The sequence below is a fragment of the Fastidiosipila sanguinis genome, assembly GCF_002998295.1.
GTDB classification, from domain to species: domain Bacteria; phylum Bacillota; class Clostridia; order Saccharofermentanales; family Fastidiosipilaceae; genus Fastidiosipila; species Fastidiosipila sanguinis.
Genome location: NZ_CP027226.1, coordinates 627,842 through 643,548 on the forward strand (window position 1 = coordinate 627,842; position 15,707 = coordinate 643,548).

A 15,707-nucleotide genomic window follows, 5' to 3' on the forward strand; every position below is an offset into this window, starting at 1 on the left:
TTTTATTTAAATGATCTTGGCGTTATTTGGCATAGCTTTAGTTTCAACTTTTCTCTTATCAATATCACTTGCACATTTTTGTAAAGTACTCAAAAGGAAAATTAATCCAACACCAGTTAGTATATGAGCAATACCTGCTAAGCCTGAAATTGTATAATCCATACCTTTAGTTAAACTAATATTCAGGACTTCTGTTATACCCCTTACCATCATCATAATTGCTGTAAAAGGTAATCCAATATTATAAGTTATCTTGAATTTCTTAAATGATGGGTATTGGTCTAAATTTCCAAATCTTTCAAAGAGCGCAACTATAATGAAAACAAGCATCCCTAAGAAAAATAAATGACCATGTACCTTTCCTAGCATAGTCTCACCTTCGAAACCATTCCATTTAGTAAATTCACGGTAAAATACACCAGCTATCATTGCTGCGATTGCGTATAATCTTGCATAATTTAAATATTTTCTCATAGCAAATGCACCTTCTCTCTTTTAAGTAATTTAAGATATATATTTATTATGCTGTATTTAAACAAAAGAGTAAATTAATATAATAAAAATATTTATTAAAAAGCAAAAAGAAAAACCAGAGGCAAATATTTTATTTGTCTCTGGTCTTTTGACTCAATTATTAATTAGATTTTTAATCTAGCAATAAACTTATTTAGCGATTGGTTGATCTATTAGATTACCGTCTTTGTCAGTATATATAACTAGATAAGTATCCATATCTGTTGGTGCAAATACATTTGTTGTTGCCATAAATACGAAACCTTTACCTTCCAACATGTTTTCTTGTGAAGTTTCTATATCAGTTTTTGTTTCATATTGTTTCTTCATTAATGCTTTCATATCACCAAGTTTTGATTTAACTTCATCAGGTAATTTTGTAGTAGATTTATCAAATTCATTATAGAAATCATTTAAATCTAACTCATAAGCACCATTTAATCTAATAGTGGTTTTATATACTTCATCTTTATTTTTACCGAATAATTCAGTATCTGATAAAGTTGATACCATATAAGTTTTTATAACTCCAGGTTCGAAACTTCCGTTGTTAAGTCCATCTAGATTATCATTGTTGGATTCACTGCCTTGTGATGAATCTAATTCTACATCAAACATATCCAAACCAGTACTCATTTGGTAAATGTAATAGGTCAAGCTTTTATCTTGATCGACTAATTCTTTTCCTTTATTTAAATATTCAGATGCTAACTCTATATATGCATCTTTATATTCATTATTTTTTTCTACAGAAGTTACATTTCCGATTACAAGAAGTTCTTTATCGTCTAAAGTACCCCACTGTACACCTGTAGAAAAGAAGGTTTCAAGATTTTGCTCATATTGGAAAATTCCGTTATTTAAATCTTTTGAATTCTTAAATTCAGCGATAGCTTTATTACGGAAATCATCAGGATCAATATTTGTTGCACCTTTTATAATATCAGCTAATTTATTTACGTAGTTTTCAAATGCACTTTCGCTATTTTCTAAATTGTTTGTATAGGATATGTTAAATTTATTGTCAACAAACTTAGAATGAGCTACTTCTACTCCATTAGGTCTACTAAAAACTTGATTAATATCCTGTGGCTCTTCTACGACTAAACTACTATTTTTATAATTTAGATCTGAATTGTATTTTTCAAATAAATTAGCTATGTTTGTAATTATATTTTTTGATGTTTCATCATCTTGTTCTTTGTCATTACTGTTCTCACTAGATTCATTAGTAGACTCTTGAGTATCAGTATTTGCAGTTTCTTTACTTGGTTCTTCAGTAGAACTTTGTGTTTCTTGATTACTTGTTTGCTTAGAGTCAGGATTATTTTTCCCTTGACATCCTACTAGGACAAAAATTAAAGCAAGAAAAATTGCCAGACTTTTTAATTTAGTTTCTTTCATATTTACACCTTTAACCTTTTGTTTTTTTACAAAAAAAGTTTTGTAAAATTATTATAACAATATGAAAAAATACCTATATTAAAATTGTGTTGGAATTATGTAAAAATTACGTATTTCTTACATTTTCTTAATCTCATTTTTACCCTATTAAAACTGATTTTGAATATAATGAAAATATGTATAAGTTTCAATAATAAATACAAACTGTACTTTCTGTACAGTGTACAGAAAAAATACTTACTCGGAAAAGTATTAAAAGTAATATTCGCAAAAGATTTAATTATTAAACAAACACTTGATTTTAAGGAGAGAAAATGAAAAAGAATTTTTGTTTGATACTACTTGTGGGTATAACTGTATTTATATCATCTTGTCAGTATATTGAAAAAGCTGTAGATGATACCTTTTCTACCCTGCCACAAAAAGCAATTTCTGATGAAGATAATGATGATAAAAATTTTTTAAATTATTTAAAAGATGTCTTTATAGATAAGAGTAATGAGAGAGTATTTATTACAGATATCTTTAAAGATGCTGAGAAAAAAATGGGGTATAAATTCCCTACTTCTCTAAAAAGTCATTTTAGAAGATATCTTACAGAAAATGATATTCATCGTTATTTATCAAAAGAAGAAGTACTAGAAATCGCTAAAGAATACGACCAAAATAATTTTTTATTAAATACTAAAAAGCGAGATGAAGTAATGGAGAAATTGTTTGAATTAGTCGGTACTAGAGATTTTTATATTTATCAAACAAGATTTAGAATTCATGATACTAGTATATATATTTATATTGTAAATCCTAACAATCCTGAGCAGGTTGATTTATATTATTATAATTTAAGCATAGGAAATTGGATTGTAAATCCTGAAAAACTTTCTGCTGATACTGATCCTATGAAAGATTCACTTTTATTTTCAGATATAAATTATGATGCTTTTGAAAAAATTATAGATACAGGAAAAGAAGTCTTAAAAGAAATGGGTGATTATAGAGAATATAATATTATGAATCAGGACCTTGGAATTGACAGCATAAGTACTCACTTAGATGGAGAAGATATAATTTTTAAAACAAAGGTTAAAGGCATAAGAGAAGATTATAATTTGACTTTTGATAAAGATGGCAATCTAATCGAGAAAGATAGGGCTTAACATTATGTTGGTTTTAATATTGTTTTTTATGTACGTTTTTCCAATATTCTTTATTTCAGTTCCAAGCATTAGAACAACTCCTATAATTGCAACAATTCTCTTAGTCGTAGGAATAGTTTTTTGGTCAATACAATCTTATTTGATTTCAAAATTTATAACAAATCCTAAGAAAATGGCAAGAAACCATCAAAGAGTTCGAGATACAGGAAAACTAACTCAAGCTGAAATATTGGATAGTCAAAATATTGGTAGTCAAGATGGATATCCTTTGAAAAATTTATTAATTATATTTACAAATCTCGCCGGTAGTCAAATAAAAGCAAATATTCAGCTTGTAGATTCTAAAGAATATGAAAAAAGATTTGAAGCAGGTAAAACTGTAGAATTGAAATTAAATCAGACAGGCTCTGATCCTGCATTCACATTTGGAGAAGGAGAATATATTACGAAATCTAGGCCTTGGGCTTGGGTATGGCTATTTTTTAATATCATATATATGATAGTCCTTTTCCTAGTCACTTATTATTTCCAAAATGACGGATATGGATGGAGATTTCTAAATCCATTCACCTCCTGGTTATGGGCTCCTCTTTCAGGGATTTTTATCTTAAAAAGTATTCTTCCATCAACCGTCGAACAAGATATAATAAGTCAATACCATGAGAATTCATCTTCTAATTCGAGAAAAGATTTCGGGGAACTCTTATTACGTGGTAAATCCACTGAAGGGAAAATCCTAAGTTATGCTCAAACTGGTGTTTATATTAATGAACAACCTCAATTGAGATTTAAAATCAGTTTTATGGATGATAGTGGGAATACTTTAACTAAAGAAATTAAGATAGTTGTTTCTTTAACTGAAATGCATCAAGTTAAATTAGGATTAGTCGAGGTCCTCTACCTCCCTAGCAATACTGATATATTTATGATTAAATTTCTTGAAGAATTTAAAATATAATTAAAGATTAACAAAATCCCTCTCGTAATATGAAAGGGATTTTATTTTTGTACTGTATCTAATTATTATAAAACAAACTTTTATCTAACTTTCATGCAGGTATATTTTTATGTTTATTTTATGCCACTTACCTAGTAATTCTTTTTCAACCACTCTAGCAAAAAGAACTTTTCCTGCATCCATTAGTCTAGAAAAAATAATATTGTCTTGTCGTGGAACATAACCGATTTTTTCTTGTGCTAAAGTTTCTATACGAATAGCTTGTGGATCAATTTCATTGTCTGGTTCACGATAAAAAACCAGTCGGTCATCTTCCTTTAATTTCTCTACTACAGATTCAATATTCTCAATAAAACTTGTCCCTGCTACATGACTATCAAAAAGATAAATATCTCTTTCATAAGGTTTTGGTAAATCTAATCCAGTTTTTTGGTTTATCAAATACTCTATTAAATTCTCTTGCTCTTTTTTTACTAATTCATTCATGTTTCCTACCTAACAAATCATTTATATATTCTTCTTGTGTCTTTACGGCTTCTTCATAGCTGCCTAAAATATCTTCCAATTCATTCTTTTTATTGGTTCTTTTATCATCATCTTCTAGTAAAGGTTTCCAAGTGTATGGAGGGGTCGATTTAACCAATTCAATGTTTGTTTTAATTTCTTCTACCAAATCTTCTAGTCTTTTTACCTCATCTTTCAATTTGTTTGTAGGTATGGAATCCAAATCATCAATACTTCCACTGGTGACTATATCGTTTATTATCTGTATGGTAGTTAAATCTCCATGTTCATATGCTTCAGTAGCCTTATAAAATAGTTCCTGTTGTTCTTCAGTAATTGAGGGATTAATATCTGGGTGTATTATTTTAACAATTCCTTTGTATAGCTTTTTTATAGTCTTAGAATCTTCATCAGATAAGGCCTCTAACTCAGCTCGTTTTAAGGCATCATTCATTTCATTAATCTTTTCATTTAACTTCTTTTTATATTCAACAAATTCTTCATCAAGTTGGTTTTCAATTTCATCCATTTCTATTTTTTCTTGACGATTCTTCTTTGCTTGAATTAATTCTCTTTTTCTACGCAAACGTAGATATTCGCAATATGCTTTGTATATTCTATATTCGAGGCTGCCAAACTTAAGCAAATATTCAGCTTTTAAATTTTCACAGACTACGAATTTAAGATGGTCTCTTTCAAATATTAATTCTTCTAGAACATTTTTCAATTCTTTAATTCTATCCTTGGCTTTTTTATACTCTTGAAACTCAATAATTTGACCCATGACAGCCTCCAAACTCAATATAAATTAATTATATAATTCGAAATAAAATCATAACTATCCTCTTTTGTGACCTTTCCTTACATCAACAATCGTCAAGGACATTGTCATTACAAATAATAGAATAGCAAAAGCGCCATATAAAGGTACTGCTTGCATAATCCCTAGTTTAAATAAACCAGCTATACAATAAGCGTACATAGCAAACCAAAATATAATAATAGTCCAGTCCTTCTTCTGACTTATAATAATGTGTTTTCTTTGATTGATTAAGCTTAATACAAGTTTTAGTAATACAAAAATCCACAATGTTACAAAAGCAACAAAGGCAAACCACTCATCAGTAATTTCATTTAAGAATAAAGAAATATAACTACAGATTCCTACAAAAGCTACACCACCAAGTCCTATCAGTATTGATCTTATGACGTTCAATCTTGTTTTAGTTTTATCTTTTTCGCAGCTTCTTAAAGTCATATAAACTATTGCAGGCACTTCAAACATATAACCCAAAAAGTTTACCCAGATTACGCTCATGAACATATGGTGATTGATATCTAAATTAATTGGACGACCGTCCCATACCCAGAAACCACCATCTAATCTAATCGCAATCACATCGAGAAGTAAATCCATGCTGACTATTAGCCATCCGGATACTAAGGCTGTCATTATATTGCTTAGTCTAAATTTCTTAGCTATTCTCAAAGCACAGACGGTTATTCCACCCCACATGAGGCCACCAAAGAATGGGAATTGATATGGAGCAACACCAATGCTTATAAAAAAGTCATCACTGTAATAGTAAATATCTGTAAGTCTAACGGCCAAAAGTTCTAAAGCAAATCCTGCCAAAGCTCCAGAAATTAGCAGACCTAATTCTCGATATTTTTTGTTCTTAAGAATATCTATAAGCAAGATAGAAACGATAAAATAACATATTATTTCAAAACTATTTATCCAGTTCATACTGTGCTCCTAGATCCTATCTCACTTGTAGCTTATTATCCTCTCTACTCTATCTCTATTAAAATTATGTGATTAAAAGTCTTATCTTAATTTTGGGAAGCTTTGCTGTTCTTTCTTCTGTCAATAAATCTTTTACCTGAAATATAAGATATATAGGAAGATATTGTTATTGTAATTAATAATGTTAATGTAATGGAACCTTTATCAAATGTAGATAAAGTAGCTGGTCCTGTTAAAGCAACAAATCCAACATTGTTTACATTGAAATAGAATAGATACATAATTAGATTGAAAATTATAAAGTAAATCAAAGATTTTTGAAAACTTATAACTTCAACTCTTTTAGCATATATAACAGGCCTTGCAATGTAATAAAGAATAGATAATACAAGGGTTAAGGTTAATTGATTCATAATTGTAAAGTTGCCAGAACTATTAACAAGGGGCTCGAGATAAACATTTTTAATTTCACCAGGTAAGCTCAAGTTAACTATTATGAAGTGTTTGATAAACATAAATATAGCCATTAATAATGAGATTGATATAAATGATAACAAGATATATTTTTTGCTTTCGTCATGTGAGTTTTGTTCTTCATTATTTGAACTATTAGTTTTTCTTTTCCTAACATAGAAATATGCAATTGCGCCTAAGAATAATTCTAGTAAGAGTGCATTAAACCATGCTATGAAATGAATATTTTTACCAAAATATCCTCCTATACCTAGTAATAATCCTTCTTTCCTTAAATCATAGCAAGTGTCCGATCTACTGTCTTCAATTTGATTAGAAACAGCATGTGTAAGTGCATCTAAAGTGTTAATTTCTTTTTGCTTTTCTGCCGGTAAATCTTCGTTAATTTTATTCAAAATAGCAAAATACTCTTTACGAGATTCTTCTACTTGTGTTCTTAATTCATTTAATTTTTGTTCATCTTGAGTATTGCTCATAAGTAAGCCCTGTAACTCAGTTGAAAGAGTAATATATTTTTGCAGAGCTTCCAGCAGATCATTATCCTCGTATCCTTTGATCTCTACAATTTTATTATTGATATCTTTAAGAATATCTTGGTAATTCATACCATAATATTGTTCTTTCAACTCTTCAACAGAATCTGCATATTCAACATCATTAATGCGGTAATATGATTTAATCGGTTTATATCCAATTATAAAGCTAGATAGCAAAGATATAATTATATAAGCTATAAAAATATAAATAACTTTATAATCAAAAAGCATTGACTTAAATTCTTCTAAAAAAGATTTTTGATTTTTCATATCTGACTTCCTTAGCATATTTAATAATTATCTCAGAGATTTTACTCTCATAAGTTAAGGACGATTAGGTATATTTATATCGTAATTATATCATGCAAATGTCATGCAATTGCTAAAAAAGTTTTAAAGTAATATGAAAATAAGATGAGTTAAATAAGTAAAATCATTTATAAAAAAATAAATATTTTTCGGAAAACCTTGAGCCTAAATCGTATTCTTACTCCTTATCTCTAAAAAGAGAAATAGAGTTAATCACAATAGATAAAATAACACAGAACCATAATGCTTTACTCATTGTTGGCATTATATCCATAAGCCCGCCCCAATCTTCCTTGGCAACTCTCATTGCAGCGTCACTATAAAATGCACATACAGTCAAAGCTGTTAAGGATAGACTAATGAATCCAAAGCATTTAGCTTTCTTATTGCTATTATTAAATGTCCAAATTATGTTTAAAACGGTAAAGATAATTGCACTTAATCCAAATATTAACCACATGTTATTGTCTTTCTTATTTTAAGCAGTTTTTAATCTGAGTGCGACACCATAAAGCATTAAGGTGTTGAAATTAACTTTATACAACAATTAATCATTCTCTTTACTTAGTAATGCAACTGCTTCCACGTGTCTCGAGTCGACACTATAGATAAAAAGTCCATTTTTCGTTTTCCCAAACATATCATAGGGGTTTTTATACTAGTACGTATTCAGAAACATATTAAGTTTTATGTTTTTCTATATACCCCACACTATTAAATCTATTCTAAGTTTACGACAAATGGATATTTCAACTCCATTATTAATTCAATTTCTTTGTAATATTTTTCCACTAATTTATCATTTACATATCCAAACGTGTTTTGAAAACGAGAAAATTTAAATCTTTCTTTGAACGACTTACGAGTGTTATCTCTTAATACCGACTCGTATATACTAAAATTAAATTCTATAGGTCGTGACAGTTAAATATACTGGATTTTATTAGTCAAGATATTCTCCATTATTTATTTTCTCTAGTTGGTTAATTAGCTTAGGAAATTTAGAAATTAATTTATCAGGTATCTTCCCATCTAAAACTTCAAACCTAACTATTCTATCAAGAATATGATTAGAAATCATACTTTTATATTCTTTTGAACTTTTATAAAGATTAAGAATAATATTACCTGCTTTAACTTCATCCATTAAATAACCATATAAATTATCAATTTTTATTTCTCTAACTACTACTGTTTGATGTTCTGAAACTAATTCTGGTTCCCAACCTGTCATGCCTTTCATAAAGCCTTCATCATCTAACTCATATATTGAGCAACTTTTATTACTGTAAATTTCTTTGAAGGCATCTTTATAGCATTCATAAACAGCTGGTTTGCCATCTATCTCATCTAATATAAAATCAAAATCATCTTTTTTAGCACCAAATAATAGGGCTGTATCAATATTTTCAATAGCATAAACATAAGGAATTTTATGTGTAGATTTTCTAGGTTCTATAATTTTTAAATCACTTGTTTTAGATACATGATACAACATATTTTTACCTCCACAAATTTATGCTACCTTAATTAATTTATTTTGTTTCTAATAATTAATTTTTATTTTCTCAAGACTTATCAATACCTTCGTATTTTTTATATTAAAACTTACTTTTAAAGTATTCAATCTAACTAACAATGCCTAGAAGAATTGATTCAATAATCTAAGTAATGTTTGTATTTCAAAATTTATTAGCTCTATCCCACCATCTTGACTGCTCGCTACAACCTAATCAATATCTAAAAGGTGTTCAGTTTGTAGTTTGGACAATAACGTCACACACTCCACGTGCATAGTCCTTGGAAACTGGTCAAACGCTTCAATACTAAGAACCTTATAACCAAACTCTTTAAAAGACAAGATATCTTCAACTTGGGTATCAGGGTTACATGAAATATAGACTATGGTATTTGCTCCTAGTTCAGCAATCTTTGGTAGCGCGCTAACATGAATCCCCATCCTAGGTGGATCGAGAACAATAATGTCAGGAGCATCAGTTAAATTATCTAACTCATCTAGAACATCATTGGCTCTGAAATAAATATTGCTCAGGTTATTTAGTTCAGCATTCTCTCTAGCTTTAATAACAGCCTCTTCAACAATTTCTACTCCAACAACGGACTTGGCTTTCTTGGCGAAAATTTGAGAAATAGTACCTGTACCAGAATAGAGATCAAAGACTGTTTTATTCTCAAGATTATCTGCTAATTCAAGTGCTTTGTTGTACAAATTCTCAGCACCGAGAGGGTTTGGTTGGAAGAAAGAAAATGGACTAATTTTGAATTTCAATCCATTAATCTCTTCTGTTAAATCTTCTTTTCCGTAAAGTAAATTAATCTCATCAGGCTTAATAGCATCAGCAATGGAATCGGAAATTGTGTGGTAAATAGAGACTACCTCCCCATCGATATCAACTTGCAAGACTTTATTAACATAATCTGACAAGATCTTATCACTCACCTTATCACTTGAACTTGTAACCAAATTCAACATGAATGCATTTTCGTAAAATGAGTATCTAATTACAAAAAACTTCAACTCTCCTTCATGCTTTGTCTTGTGGTGATGTTTAAGATCTGTATTTCTGAAAAATTCTTGTGTAAATCTTCTTAGTTTGTCAAAGCCTGAATTTACAATTGTTCCTCCAGAATAATCTGTAATTTCATAGAAGTGGCCAATTTTGTGCATTCCTAGCATTAATGGTCCACCTATATACTCATCTCCGAAGGTGTATTCCATTTTGTTCCTGTATGAGGCAACTAATGGAGATGGATTTAATTTAATATTCTCTTGCCAATCGATTTGGGAATAGAGTTCCTGTAACATTTCTGATTTGATTTCCAGCTCTTTTTCATAAGGTATGTTGTCAAATCTATTACCACTCATTAAATTCAATTGAGATTCATTATCTAAGGTTTCCAGTTCAGATTTTTCTAAGATTTCAAGTAATTTAGCTTTGCGGTATTTACCCTTCTTTTTACTTGTGCTCAATAGTACTAGTTGGCCCAGAACACCACCTTTAAACTTGTATAGTGTTCCATTCTCATCTTCTCCTATAGAAAAGTTTGGTAATTCCATTTTTATTATTCTTGCTTCAACTAGTGCCATGATCTACCTTTCTGAAAACCTTAAATATTATTTACTAATTATTATTTCTAACTTTGATTTTATCAATAACTGTCAAAATTACAATTACTACTAAGCAAGGTAAAACCCAAGATAATCCACTTTTGGCTAATGGTAGTCCTGCTTCTAGTTGTGTTAGCAAAGGAAGCTTAAGTCCCATCTTACCAAGGACGTGAATTGTAGGTAATACCACTGCAACAGCTGCAGAAACTTTATATATTAAACTTGAGTAGCCTATCAAATCATGGCTAATACCCAATATAATTAAGAGTATAGAAACTGGATAGATTATAGTTAGAACCGGCTCTGAAACTTTTAAGATCATATCCAAACCAAAGTTAGCTGTGATGAATGAAGTTAAAGACAAAATTACAACCCAGGTTGAATATCCTAATTTTTCTTTTGTTAAATGATCAAAATAATTAGCACCACTAGTGATTAAACCAACACAAGTTGTTAAACATGCTAGTGTGAAGATTACAGCCAATAGTATAGCTCCGAATTTTCCTAGGCTGATATTACTCATTTCACTTAAAACTACAGCACCATTATGCGGATTATCAATCATGCTTGAGCTTACTTTACCTATATAACTTAATATTGAGTAAATCAAGAATAAAACAGCTCCTGCAAGAAGACCTGCTTGTAAGCTATATTTTTTGACTGCTTTGTCTGAGTTTACTTTAAACTGACGAATTGCCTGACTTATAACTAAACCAAAGTTTAAGGAAGCAATTGCATCCATTGTGTTATAGCCTTCTAAGAATCCGGTGGTAAAAGCTTTGTCACTGTAATTTGACTTAGGTGCTGCAATTTTTGCATCGATTTTGAAATAGATAGATATGAATAATAGAATAATTAATACTATTAAACTTGGGCTAAGAATTTTGCCCATTCTCTTAACTAATTTACTAGGTCTAATTGATAACAGATAGGCTGAGATGAAAAATACTGATGTATAAATAATTCTCGCTAATGTTATGTTGAAACTCTCAGGAACATAAGGCGCTACGGCCAATTCAAAAGGCATGCTTCCTGCTCTAGGAATACCCAAACCAGGACCTATAGATAAAAATATTGCTGTTGTATAAATTACAGAGAATATTGGATTAATTCTATTAGCTAAATTTAATAACCCTTCTGATTTACTTACTGCATATACCCCTAAAATTGGAAAAACTATAGCTGTAACTGAGAATGCTATCAACGCAATAGTAGTATTCTCTCCTGCCTTATTACCCAAGAATGCAGGGAATATTAAGTTTCCTGCCCCAAAGAATAACCCAAATAGCATTATACTTATTTGAAGAAATTCTGACCTGCTTAAGGATTTTGTTTTTCCTTCGCTCATTTACACTAACCTCCAAAACATAAAATATTTTGAATATAATACACATAAAATAGAATCTATGCATTAAGTTTTTCTTTACTATTAAGCCAAATAGGATTATCATTTACCATGTTTTAAAGAAATTATGAAAGAAGGTATATATTTATGGGAAGAGCTCATGAAGTCCGTGCTGCATCAATGGCAAAAACAGCAGCTTTTAAAACAAAACTATATTCAAGATTTGGTAAAGAAATTTATATTGCGGCAAAGAATGGTGAGCCTGATCCGGAGATGAACCCAGCTTTGAAACGCAAAGTTCAAGAAGCTAAATCAAACCAAGTACCTGCTGATGTTATTAATAGAGCTATTCAAAAAGCTAAAGGTGGAGAAATTGAAAACTATACTGAAGTTAGATATGAAGGCTTCGGTCCTGGTAACTGTACTCTAATTATTGAATGCTTAACAGACAATACTAACAGATCTATGTCTTTTGTTAAAACTGCTTTTAACAAAGCTAAGAATTCAAAATTGGCAAACTCTGGTAGTGTTTCATACAACTATGAATCAGTTAGTCTTTTCATTTTTGATTATGATAATGAAGAAAAAATGCTAGAAAATCTTTTAGAAGCCGATGTTGATGTATTAGATATCGGCGTTGAAGATGGAAAATTGCTTGTTAAAGCTGCTTTCTCTGACTTTGGTAAAGCACAAGACGCTATTGAAGCTATTGTGCCAGACGTTGAATTTGATCAATGCGAAACTGCTATGGTTCCAAATGAGTATGTAGATTTAACTGACCCTGAAGATATAGAAAGTTTCAACAAATTGATTGATACCTTAAATGATATCGATGATGTTAATAAAATTTATCATAATGCTCATATAGTTGAGTAAGATATAAGCGTACTTTTAATTTAGTATTATTTGAAATAAAAAAACAGAAGGTTATCTTAAATCTGAAATATTTTGATACCTTCTGTTTTATTTTGTTTACTAGCGTTTTAGAAAGGAAATGAGTTGAATTAATCAATAATTCTGAAGTTTTTCATGTTTAAGTCACTCAAAGTAAAGAAAATAGCAATTATTTTAACGCCCCACACAATACCTGCTTCTAATATTCCAGAGCCCAGATAAGAGAAGTTTAAGTAACATAAAAGACCTACTAAAGTTTCCTTTAATAGGTCTGAATTAAAAAATAGATTATTAATTTGTGAAGAGGGATATGAAATAATTAATCGTTCCATTTTCAATCAATATATATAGACCAAGTCCAATAAACACGACCGGTACAATTATTTTTTCATATTTTTCTACAATCTCTCCGATGGCAGAAATTGAGGCAAGTTTTTGAGATAATTTGCATAGAATCAAAATCCCTAACGCAAATATTACTAAACTTATACTAATCTCAATCAAACTTTTTCCTGTAAAATAGGGAATATAAATTCCTAAATTATCTCCACCCATTGCCATTGTTAAGCTTGTATATGCTAAAATTTTTGATCTATTTCCAGAAATTTTACCCTCGATGTCTTCTTCATCAATATCTTCATCCACAAAAAATGCTCTTATACCAAGACCTAGTGGAATTAGACCAAGGAGTCCGATAATCCAATCTTTTGGAATAAAATTTAAAAAGTAAGCGGTAATCAGACTAACCAGCACAAGCAGTCCTGTACCTAAATACTGTCCTGCATAAATTGATTTCAAGCCTTTCTTGCCTTGACTGGCGAATAAAATAGTCAAAATAATTAAGTAATCAATTGATGTAGAGACAAAAACTAATAAAGCAGATACTATTGTTTCCATTATTTCTCCTTTCAAAATATTTAATTCTTATAGTCGATTAAAAATTGACTGCACACACATTCTGCCTTGGCAGCTGCCAATGGAGATATTTGAAGAAATAATTTCACAATCTATCCACCTTTCCTTTAAACATTACCTAAAGTTTACTTAAATTATCGGATTTTATCAAGTATTGAAACATATCTTTCATTTTTTTTTAGCTGTGTAGTAATTATATCTAGCTTGTATATTAAGACCATATCCAGTAGTGTTTGATGCATAATATAGGTTTTTGCTTAGCACACTCAATAAATCTTCTAAAGAGAGTTGAATTAATTAATAATTCTGAAGTTTTTCATACTTAAATCAAGTATTCCTGCTGAGTGAGTTAATGCACCAGACGAAATAAAGTCAATTTTTAAATCTGAGAATGTGTGAGCATTTTCTATACTTAAATTACCTGAGGCTTCTATTAGACATTGACCATCTATAATTTCAATAGCAGTCTTCATAGTGTCATGATCCATATTGTCCAGCATGATAATATCTACGCCAGCCTCTAGAGCTTCTTTTACCATTTCAAGATTTTCAACTTCAATTTCAATTTTGTGCATAAATGGATCTATCTCTTTGACTGCAGCTACAGCTTGTTTAATCCCACCTGCTGCTTGAATATGGTTATCTTTTAACATTATTAAATCAGATAACCCATAACGATGATTATATGCTCCACCTACCCTTACTGCATATTTCTGTAAATTTCTATAGGCAGGGGTAGTCTTACGTGTATCTACTACTTTAATTCCAGTATCTTTCAGGGCGTTTACAAGCTTGTTACTTGCGGTGGCAACACCAGATAATCTTTGCAAGAAGTTAAGTGCAGTTCTTTCTGCTATTAATAATGTGGCTGCTGGTCCTTTAACAGTTAATAATTTATCACCAGGGATGATAGTATCGCCTTCTTTACAAAAGTACTCGATTTCAATTGTAGGATCGAGGTACTCAAATGTCATTTGGAAAACCTCTAGGCCGCAAATTATTCCATCTTGTTTTGCGATAAGATCAACTTCAGCTCTCTTGCTATTAAATACAGCCTCTGATGCTAAATCTCTGTATGGAACATCTTCAGCAAATGCTATTTCTATTAATCTTTCTGCTTCTTTTTGTAGAAGTTTGTTCATTGTCTACCTCTTTTTCTAATAGATATCTATTTAGTCTAAATATAAAATTGTCCTAAAGCCACGATTGCTATAGTAGCTCTCTACACCATTATAATATACAAATGTTCTTCCATGACGTTTATTGGCAAAAAGTCCATCACCAGTTTGACGAAAATCTTCAGGAGCGTTCAACCAGATCTGACCTTTTAAATCAAAATCGCCTAAGCTTTGTAGATGAAAATATTCTTCTTCGTTAATAAGAGTAGCTCCTATTTCTTTAGCAGCATCTTTTGCACTGCCTAAGAGTTTGTTCTGTTTTCGATTTGCCCATGCTGCTCGATCATAGCACAGACCTTTTCTCTCTTTAGATGTTTCTATACAACAGTCAACGTAAGCCATCCTTCCGTCTGGCATAACTATTAAATCGAGTTCTCCACCAGTTTCTTCCATCTTGTAAATTACTGACAAAACATTATCTGTATGTTTTTCTTTTACATCTTTCCATTTAGCTGGAGGATGACGTTCAGAATATTGAATAAATCTTGATTTTAAAATTTCTATTGTTCTGTTGTGTGTTTTTTTCGTTCACAGGATTCCTCATTTTTCTTTAAAATATTTTTTTACCAATCTAGATTAAGCAACAATAGTATTAGGCTATAATTTAGTCCTTTATCTGTATTTTGATTACATAGTAAAT

Annotated in this window: 16 protein-coding genes; 3 read left to right on the forward strand and 13 right to left on the reverse strand. The window is 30.2% G+C overall.

Going from position 1 to position 15,707, the window contains the following annotated elements; translation table 11 throughout:
• Nucleotides 1-6: 6 nt before the first annotated feature.
• Nucleotides 7-474 carry a DUF2871 domain-containing protein gene (locus C5Q98_RS02620; RefSeq protein ID WP_106012176.1) on the reverse strand — a complete coding sequence of 156 codons (468 nt, stop codon included), beginning with the start codon at nucleotides 472-474 and terminating at the stop codon, nucleotides 7-9.
• A 189-nt stretch (nucleotides 475-663) separates the two neighbouring features.
• The gene (locus tag C5Q98_RS02625; RefSeq protein ID WP_106012177.1) at nucleotides 664-1,917 is read right to left on the reverse strand and encodes a hypothetical protein; all 1,254 of its coding nucleotides are present in this window, start codon (nucleotides 1,915-1,917) and stop codon (nucleotides 664-666) included.
• Nucleotides 1,918-2,231: 314 nt separating this feature from the next.
• On the opposite strand from C5Q98_RS02625, the gene C5Q98_RS02630 reads away from it, so the two are divergent.
• Nucleotides 2,232-3,074, forward strand: coding sequence for a hypothetical protein (locus C5Q98_RS02630; protein WP_106012178.1), 843 nt, complete (start codon nucleotides 2,232-2,234; stop codon nucleotides 3,072-3,074).
• A 4-nt stretch (nucleotides 3,075-3,078) separates the two neighbouring features.
• Complete coding sequence (locus C5Q98_RS02635) at nucleotides 3,079-4,032, forward strand: hypothetical protein (RefSeq protein ID WP_106012179.1); 954 nt, start codon at nucleotides 3,079-3,081, stop codon at nucleotides 4,030-4,032.
• Nucleotides 4,033-4,116: 84 nt separating this feature from the next.
• On the opposite strand, the gene C5Q98_RS02640 is transcribed toward C5Q98_RS02635, so the two are convergent.
• The 8 genes from C5Q98_RS02640 to brnQ all read right to left on the reverse strand — a co-directional run bounded on the left by C5Q98_RS02640 (nucleotide 4,117) and on the right by brnQ (nucleotide 12,083).
• Nucleotides 4,117-4,518 carry an HIRAN domain-containing protein gene (locus C5Q98_RS02640; protein ID WP_106012180.1) on the reverse strand — a complete coding sequence of 134 codons (402 nt, stop codon included), beginning with the start codon at nucleotides 4,516-4,518 and terminating at the stop codon, nucleotides 4,117-4,119.
• On the reverse strand, nucleotides 4,511-5,320 hold the full coding sequence (locus C5Q98_RS02645; protein ID WP_106012181.1) for a molecular chaperone DnaJ: 810 nt from the start codon (nucleotides 5,318-5,320) through the stop codon (nucleotides 4,511-4,513). The genes C5Q98_RS02640 and C5Q98_RS02645 overlap by 8 nt, the downstream gene beginning before the upstream one ends.
• A 54-nt stretch (nucleotides 5,321-5,374) precedes the next feature.
• Entirely contained in the window at nucleotides 5,375-6,286 is a 912-nt protein-coding gene (locus C5Q98_RS02650; RefSeq protein WP_106012182.1) for a carotenoid biosynthesis protein, read from the reverse strand.
• Between the two features lie 86 nt (nucleotides 6,287-6,372).
• Nucleotides 6,373-7,566, reverse strand: coding sequence for a hypothetical protein (locus C5Q98_RS02655; protein ID WP_106012183.1), 1,194 nt, complete (start codon nucleotides 7,564-7,566; stop codon nucleotides 6,373-6,375).
• A gap of 217 nt (nucleotides 7,567-7,783) precedes the next feature.
• Nucleotides 7,784-8,065: a hypothetical protein gene (locus tag C5Q98_RS02660; RefSeq protein ID WP_106012184.1), complete on the reverse strand. Its 282-nt coding sequence runs from the start codon at nucleotides 8,063-8,065 to the stop codon at nucleotides 7,784-7,786.
• Between the two features lie 483 nt (nucleotides 8,066-8,548).
• On the reverse strand, nucleotides 8,549-9,103 hold the full coding sequence (locus tag C5Q98_RS02665; RefSeq protein ID WP_106012185.1) for a hypothetical protein: 555 nt from the start codon (nucleotides 9,101-9,103) through the stop codon (nucleotides 8,549-8,551).
• Between the two features lie 231 nt (nucleotides 9,104-9,334).
• Nucleotides 9,335-10,714 carry a 23S rRNA (uracil(1939)-C(5))-methyltransferase RlmD gene (gene rlmD, locus C5Q98_RS02670; protein ID WP_106012186.1) on the reverse strand — a complete coding sequence of 460 codons (1,380 nt, stop codon included), beginning with the start codon at nucleotides 10,712-10,714 and terminating at the stop codon, nucleotides 9,335-9,337.
• 34 nt (nucleotides 10,715-10,748) lie between these two features.
• Nucleotides 10,749-12,083, reverse strand: a complete 1,335-nt coding sequence (brnQ, locus tag C5Q98_RS02675; RefSeq protein WP_106012187.1) for a branched-chain amino acid transport system II carrier protein — start codon at nucleotides 12,081-12,083, stop codon at nucleotides 10,749-10,751.
• Nucleotides 12,084-12,227: 144 nt separating this feature from the next.
• Here brnQ and C5Q98_RS02680 point away from each other — a divergent pair, with 144 nt between their 5' ends.
• Nucleotides 12,228-12,956 carry a YebC/PmpR family DNA-binding transcriptional regulator gene (locus tag C5Q98_RS02680; RefSeq protein WP_106012188.1) on the forward strand — a complete coding sequence of 243 codons (729 nt, stop codon included), beginning with the start codon at nucleotides 12,228-12,230 and terminating at the stop codon, nucleotides 12,954-12,956.
• 309 nt (nucleotides 12,957-13,265) lie between these two features.
• Here C5Q98_RS02680 and C5Q98_RS02685 read toward each other — a convergent pair whose 3' ends face one another.
• From C5Q98_RS02685 to C5Q98_RS02695, 3 genes are all read right to left on the reverse strand, one after another.
• On the reverse strand, nucleotides 13,266-13,871 hold the full coding sequence (locus C5Q98_RS02685) for a CadD family cadmium resistance transporter (protein WP_106012189.1): 606 nt from the start codon (nucleotides 13,869-13,871) through the stop codon (nucleotides 13,266-13,268).
• Between the two features lie 311 nt (nucleotides 13,872-14,182).
• On the reverse strand, nucleotides 14,183-15,031 hold the full coding sequence (gene nadC / locus C5Q98_RS02690) for a carboxylating nicotinate-nucleotide diphosphorylase (RefSeq protein ID WP_106012190.1): 849 nt from the start codon (nucleotides 15,029-15,031) through the stop codon (nucleotides 14,183-14,185).
• Nucleotides 15,032-15,061: 30 nt separating this feature from the next.
• Complete coding sequence (locus C5Q98_RS02695) at nucleotides 15,062-15,571, reverse strand: DUF4256 domain-containing protein (RefSeq protein ID WP_106012191.1); 510 nt, start codon at nucleotides 15,569-15,571, stop codon at nucleotides 15,062-15,064.
• Nucleotides 15,572-15,707 lie beyond the last annotated feature (136 nt).

Excerpts from the sequence above, each read along its gene's own strand:
- C5Q98_RS02630 (WP_106012178.1), top strand. The coding sequence starts at position 2,232 with ATGAAAAAGAATTTTTGTTTGATACTACTTGTGGGTATAACTGTATTT.
- C5Q98_RS02635 (WP_106012179.1), top strand. The coding sequence starts at position 3,079 with ATGTTGGTTTTAATATTGTTTTTTATGTACGTTTTTCCAATATTCTTT.
- C5Q98_RS02640 (WP_106012180.1), bottom strand. The coding sequence starts at position 4,518 with ATGAATGAATTAGTAAAAAAAGAGCAAGAGAATTTAATAGAGTATTTG.
- rlmD (WP_106012186.1), bottom strand. The coding sequence starts at position 10,714 with ATGGCACTAGTTGAAGCAAGAATAATAAAAATGGAATTACCAAACTTT.
- C5Q98_RS02665 (WP_106012185.1), bottom strand. The coding sequence starts at position 9,103 with ATGTTGTATCATGTATCTAAAACAAGTGATTTAAAAATTATAGAACCT.
- C5Q98_RS02660 (WP_106012184.1), bottom strand. The coding sequence starts at position 8,065 with ATGTGGTTAATATTTGGATTAAGTGCAATTATCTTTACCGTTTTAAAC.
- C5Q98_RS02685 (WP_106012189.1), bottom strand. The coding sequence starts at position 13,871 with ATGGAAACAATAGTATCTGCTTTATTAGTTTTTGTCTCTACATCAATT.
- C5Q98_RS02625 (WP_106012177.1), bottom strand. The coding sequence starts at position 1,917 with ATGAAAGAAACTAAATTAAAAAGTCTGGCAATTTTTCTTGCTTTAATT.
- brnQ (WP_106012187.1), bottom strand. The coding sequence starts at position 12,083 with ATGAGCGAAGGAAAAACAAAATCCTTAAGCAGGTCAGAATTTCTTCAA.
- C5Q98_RS02645 (WP_106012181.1), bottom strand. The coding sequence starts at position 5,320 with ATGGGTCAAATTATTGAGTTTCAAGAGTATAAAAAAGCCAAGGATAGA.
- C5Q98_RS02650 (WP_106012182.1), bottom strand. The coding sequence starts at position 6,286 with ATGAACTGGATAAATAGTTTTGAAATAATATGTTATTTTATCGTTTCT.
- C5Q98_RS02680 (WP_106012188.1), top strand. The coding sequence starts at position 12,228 with ATGGGAAGAGCTCATGAAGTCCGTGCTGCATCAATGGCAAAAACAGCA.
- C5Q98_RS02620 (WP_106012176.1), bottom strand. The coding sequence starts at position 474 with ATGAGAAAATATTTAAATTATGCAAGATTATACGCAATCGCAGCAATG.
- C5Q98_RS02655 (WP_106012183.1), bottom strand. The coding sequence starts at position 7,566 with ATGAAAAATCAAAAATCTTTTTTAGAAGAATTTAAGTCAATGCTTTTT.
- nadC (WP_106012190.1), bottom strand. The coding sequence starts at position 15,031 with ATGAACAAACTTCTACAAAAAGAAGCAGAAAGATTAATAGAAATAGCA.